The 5,520-nt window shown below is 49.0% G+C and carries 5 protein-coding genes; 1 reads left to right on the plus strand and 4 read right to left on the minus strand.

What is annotated here, in order from left to right:
- Positions 1–356 (minus strand): response regulator (locus ACWA6V_RS16550; RefSeq protein WP_449523525.1); only part of this gene is annotated, 356 nt, incomplete at its 3' end.
- A gap of 98 nt (positions 357–454) precedes the next feature.
- The gene (locus ACWA6V_RS16555; protein ID WP_449523526.1) at positions 455–1,258 is read right to left on the minus strand and encodes a DODA-type extradiol aromatic ring-opening family dioxygenase; all 804 of its coding nucleotides are present in this window, start codon (positions 1,256–1,258) and stop codon (positions 455–457) included.
- A 278-nt stretch (positions 1,259–1,536) separates the two neighbouring features.
- Here ACWA6V_RS16555 and ACWA6V_RS16560 point away from each other — a divergent pair, with 278 nt between their 5' ends.
- Positions 1,537–2,553, plus strand: coding sequence for a sulfite exporter TauE/SafE family protein (locus ACWA6V_RS16560; RefSeq protein WP_449523527.1), 1,017 nt, complete (start codon positions 1,537–1,539; stop codon positions 2,551–2,553).
- A gap of 57 nt (positions 2,554–2,610) precedes the next feature.
- On the opposite strand, the gene ACWA6V_RS16565 is transcribed toward ACWA6V_RS16560, so the two are convergent.
- Together ACWA6V_RS16565 and rhlB are read right to left on the minus strand one after the other, a co-directional pair.
- Positions 2,611–3,501: a DMT family transporter gene (locus ACWA6V_RS16565; RefSeq protein WP_449523528.1), complete on the minus strand. Its 891-nt coding sequence runs from the start codon at positions 3,499–3,501 to the stop codon at positions 2,611–2,613.
- Positions 3,502–3,589: 88 nt separating this feature from the next.
- Positions 3,590–5,209, minus strand: a complete 1,620-nt coding sequence (gene rhlB, locus ACWA6V_RS16570) for an ATP-dependent RNA helicase RhlB (protein WP_449523529.1) — start codon at positions 5,207–5,209, stop codon at positions 3,590–3,592.
- Between the last annotated feature and the right edge of the window lie 311 nt (positions 5,210–5,520).

Genomic DNA, 5,520 nt, shown 5'->3' on the forward strand with positions numbered 1-5,520 from the left:
CGGTTGATCATGCCGACGGCTTTGCTATAGGCGTAGCGGCCCTCTTTGGTCACATAATCAACTATGCCTTTGTTGAATAATTGCTCGCGCCGTTTTTCGTCGTAGCTACCGGTGAGCACAATGGTAGGAATTTTTTTGCTAAGGATGAAGTCCACTACTTCACCGTTGGGAGCATCCGGTAAATTCAAATCCACCAGGGCAGCAAAAAAGTCGTTCGGATATTGTTCGTAGAGCGCTGTTGCTTGCGCCATAGTCGCAGCGTACACAGCTTCATAGGCTAGCGATGAACTTTGCACCAGATGGCGCATGATCTTCATCACCATCTCACTGTCTTCGACTATTAGAATTTTTTTCATGGGCTATCACTCAGCGGATTCGTAAGTATCCATTGAGTGTAGCCAATGATCAGGAAAAGTTTAGAAAAATGCGCCAAGCCTATGATTAGACTCAGTGTTTAGCGCCAGAGGTAGCCGGAAATTGCGGTATTGAACAGCAGTCCACTAAAATTTTGCTCTGCCGCCACTGAACTTTGGCTGGCCGCGCCCCAACACACGTGCAACGGCAACAGGTGTTCTTCGCGGGGATGACAAAAGCGCGCTTGGGGAGCGGAAATCCAATCGCGTAAACGCTGCTCGCGCTCTTGATTGGTCAAGTTGGACGCGCAGAGAGTTTCAGTTAGCCAGTTATCAAAGGTTTCACTTTTGCCTTTGACTGCCGGATCACCCGAGAAAAATGCGCGCATATTGTGGAACGACATACCCGAGCCAACAATTAAAACACCTCGCTCTCGCAATGGGGCGAGCGCCTTGCCGATCGCAATATGCGCTGCAGGATCGAGCGAGGCGAGTAGCGATAATTGGATGACCGGTATATCGGCGGCGGGATACATCAACATCAGCGGCACAAAGGTTCCGTGATCGTAAGCGCGTTGGTTATCCAAACGTGCGTCGATATTGTTATCCTGCAATAGCTGCTGGATTTGCTTTGCTAAAGGTTGGTCGCCCGGTGCGGAATATTTGAACTCATAACTCTCAGGCGGGAAACCGTAGTAGTCGTACATCATGCCCGGTGCGGGAGAATAAGTGATGCTAACCACATCTTCTTCCCAATGCGCGGTGATCACAACAATCGCGGCTGGGCGCGGCAAATCAGCGGCAATTGACTGCATAAACCGTATAAGTTCGCGGTGATTTGTATCACCCAATAAGGGCATGGGGCCGCCGCCATGAGGCACAAAAACTACTGGCATTAAGTTCATATATCTAACCCACAAAGGAGATGACAGTACACGCAGTAAATGCGCACCAACCTTAAGCAAAATCTGGCACTTTTAGTCTTCCGCAAACGCTATAGAAAAAATCTATATTGGATTTATTGCCCGAATAATCACCTCCATGGTCAACTCGGGATTCCTGTTTTTTCTGGCATTTCAACGCTGCAAAGCAATAAAAACTGTGCCGAATGCACCAAAATAATCCAGCTGCAGCATCTATAACAATATCAACAAATACGACTTTTATATCTTGTGGGGCTTCTATGTTTTTTGAAAGTAAATTATTCCGGCTTTGGTTGGTCGTTGCGATGGTCACATGGGTGAGCTTGTTTATTACCTTTAATGACCTTAAATTTCTAGCTGACCACTGGTTCTACCCTGCCATTATGGTGTTGGGTGCATTTGTCGCAGGGGTAACCCCGGAAGGTGGCGGTGTTGTGGCATTTCCGGTGTTAAATATTTTTATTGGCATTGAGCGCACCATGGCGCGGGATTTCAGCCTGATGATCCAAAGTATCGGCATGACCAGCGCCAGTATTTTTATCCTGACGCACTCATCCAGCAATCTCCGCGCTTACAAACCTATGTTGTGGTTGATTCCTATTTCATTTGTTGGTTTCGTGCTGGGCATGTTAATTCTGCAAACCATTCCAGTTGTCATCATTCAAGCGTTGTTTTTAAGTTTAATCGCCACCTTTGCAGTGATTTATTACCTGAGTGATCATCGCGGTAACGAGGAGTTTCTCAAATTAACCAAACGCTATGATCATGCGATCACCGTCGTCATACTGCTGCTCGGTGGCATGTGTGCGAGTTTATTTGGCACCGGCGCCGATATTATTCTGTACACGCTGCTGGTTACCCGCTTTGGGATGAAAGAAAAAATCGCTACTCATATGAGCATTATGATGATGGCCGGCATTAGCATTTTGGGTTATGCCTATCGCCACTTTATCGATGCGGAACTCACCCAATATCAAGTACAAACCTGGCTGTGCGCATTCCCGGTTGTATTGTTTATGGCACCACTGGGTGCTTATGTGTTGAAAAACCTCAATAAGGAATTGATGCTGAAATTTATTTGCGTGTTGAATATTGGCCAGATGCTTTACTTTAATTTGTATAAGCCATCGCTTGATAAATTTATCTGGTCGGCAATCTTTACCGTTGTTCTATCGATAATTTTTTACACCGTCATGCGCCGTCTGGTGAATCGCCGTAAGCTGGAGCAATCGCAACCGGTGGAAAACAATATCGAAACCCCAGCAACAAACTCTTAAACGATCCACAATAAAAAGGGTGATATTGAATCGCCCTTTTTACTTTTCATTAATCACTTAAGCACTGTTTTCGATAGAAGCAATGAGCGTTGCTTTATTATGCTCGCGTACCGATTCGTAAATCGCCGCCGCCATAATAATGCTACCGCCGATAATGGTGCTCCAATCGGGATAGGTGTGCAGCACAGCGATTTCATAAATCACCGCATATACCGGTTGCAAACACGCCACCAGACCAACTGTTTTCGCTTTTAAATAGCGTAGTGCATAACCCAGCAACGTATGAGTAAAAGCGGTAAATACAATGCCAAGGCAAAGCAGCAACCACCAATCGTGAGTGCTTGGCTGATGCGATGAGAGGAGCAAAATCGGTGTCATCAGGAGCGCGACTATCAGCACTTGATAGCTCATTGAGCGCGCGGCAGTTTGGTCGCTAAACCAATAGCTCAACAATAAATTGCGCACTGCAAAGGTAAGTGCGGAGATAACGCCCCAAATCACACCTTGGGTCATGTTGTTGTCGATATCAAATTCGGGCACGAGACAATAAATCCCGACTAGCACGAGAAAACCACTGACCACATCGCGCCAATCAAGTTTGGTACGTTTGATCCAGGGCTCCAGAAATACGGTGACGACCGGATAGGCGTAGAGCGAAATCATGCCCACTGCAATATTCGCGACCTGCATGGAGTAGAAGAACGTCACCCAATGCAGGGCTAGCAGAACGCCGAGCACCAACATGCGGCCATAATCACGTGGTGATTTAAGCCCGATACTGCGCTCGCGCCAATACACCCAGGCAAACAGTACCACTGCCGCAATCCAGGTGCGGTAGCCGGTGATATCCCAGGCGGGCAATTCGATAATTTTGGAGAAAAGCCCCGTCGCGCCCATCAGGAACGCACCCAAATGCAGGGTTAACAAGGCCGATTTAGCAGAGGACATAACCATTCCAGGCAGCAGGAGCGCCCCGCTAGGCGCGCCCGGCGAATGCCAGGCGGAATCAAATCAGTGGTTATTGCTTATAAAGAATTTAATTGCGCGGTCTGCGGCTGCGATTGCCACCGGGGCGGTTGCCAACAGAGCGATTGCTAAAACGCTCATTGGTACGCGCACGCGGTGGTGCTGGCGGGCTGTCCGGCGGAGTGAGCAGCAGATATTCGGGTGGTTGCTCACATTTGATCGGCTTACCCAACAACTGCGCGATAGGCTCCAGCAACAATGCATCATCTTCACAGGCAAAACTGATCGAGGTCCCGTTTTTGCCTGCACGACCGGTGCGGCCAATGCGATGCACATAATCTTCCGGCTCTTCCGGCAGGGTGAAATTCACTACGTGGCTGATGCCGCTGATATGAATCCCGCGCCCGGCAACATCGGTCGCCACCAGCACTTTAATCTCGCCAGACTTGAATGCATCCAGAGTCGATACACGCTTGTTCTGTGCAATCTCGCCGGAGAGTAAACCTGCTTTGATACCGTGGCGCTGCAGCTTTTCTTGCAGATCGCGGCATTCGTCGCGGCGATTGGCAAACACAATCATGCTCTCGGCATGTTCTTGCTGAATGAGGTTATATAGCAGTGTGTATTTCTCTTCGGTCGAAACCAGATACACATGCTGGTCAACTCGCTCGTTGGCAACGGATTCCGGTTCGATATCAATAGTGACCGGCTTGTAGGTCCACTGCTCTACCAGGGTACGCACTTCATCGGTAAAGGTGGCGGAGAAAAAGAGTGTCTGGCGATCTTCGCGCTTGGGAGTCTGGCGTACGATTTGACGCACTTGCGGGATAAAACCCATATCGAGCATACGGTCAGCCTCGTCGATGACAAGGATTTCCAACTGGTCGAGATACACATCTTTGTTGCCGCAGAAATCGAGCAGACGGCCGGGAGTCGCTACCAAAATATCGACCAAATCATCATGCAGATGGCGCTGTTGTTTAACGTAATCCATACCGCCCACGAGTGTGTGGATTTTTAAATCCGTGTACTTGCACAGGCTTTTGGCGTCTTCCGCAATCTGGATAACCAGTTCGCGCGTAGGGGCAATGATTAGCGCACGCGCCTCACCGGCATAGCGTTTTTCGGCGATTGGATTCTTGAGCAGATCGTCGATAATCGCCGTTAAAAACGCAGCCGTTTTTCCGGTACCGGTTTGGGCTTTACCAACCACATCCTTGCCTTGCAAAGCGTAGGGCAGTGATTGAGCTTGAATCGGCGAGCAATATTTAAAACCGAGATCGGCAATTGCACGCATGATCGGAGGCTCAAAATCAAAATCGTGGAAGCGGGTTTTGCCTTCGATCTCCTCAACTTCAAACTGGGAAATATCCCAAGGGCCGTGATCCACTTTCACGCTTTTTTTCGGGCGCGGCGCGGCCGAGTGACGCGGGGGTTTGGCTGAGTGGTCACGCTCAACCGCAGGCACTTGCTCACCGGTTTTTTGGGCAGGACGCTGGTCGCGGGAATTGCGGTTGCCACGGTTATTTTGACTTGATCCACTGCGTTCGCGGGGATGTTTTTTTGCGCCAGATCTGTCACTGGCAGTTGTTTTATCACTGGCGGGCTTGGAAGTTGCCTCGTTCTTTTCAGGTTTGTCCGAACCTGAACCTATCAGTTTTTTAAAGAAATTTCCGATCAATCTATTCACCAAAAGTTATTGCAGCCAAAGGCTTGAGGGGGGCAGTCACGCAGACGTGCCGATATAACTACTAGCTCGCGTTTATGCATCAGGGAGTTCAAATCTGGCATTAGAGGATTCAAACCTGAATATGAGGGTTTAAACCTGCAGCGAAACAGTAGAAGGAGCGCGCAAAGAGTCTATTATTTGCACGCATGAACTGTGCCCGAGTATACACCAATCATCAGACAATCAGCGGGTTTGCAGCCAGTTGGACAGAATTAATGCTCCCCAACCAAGGGGAACTCTGCATAATTAGCACCTGCTAACATCCCCCCGAC

The organism is Cellvibrio sp. (assembly GCF_053579595.1).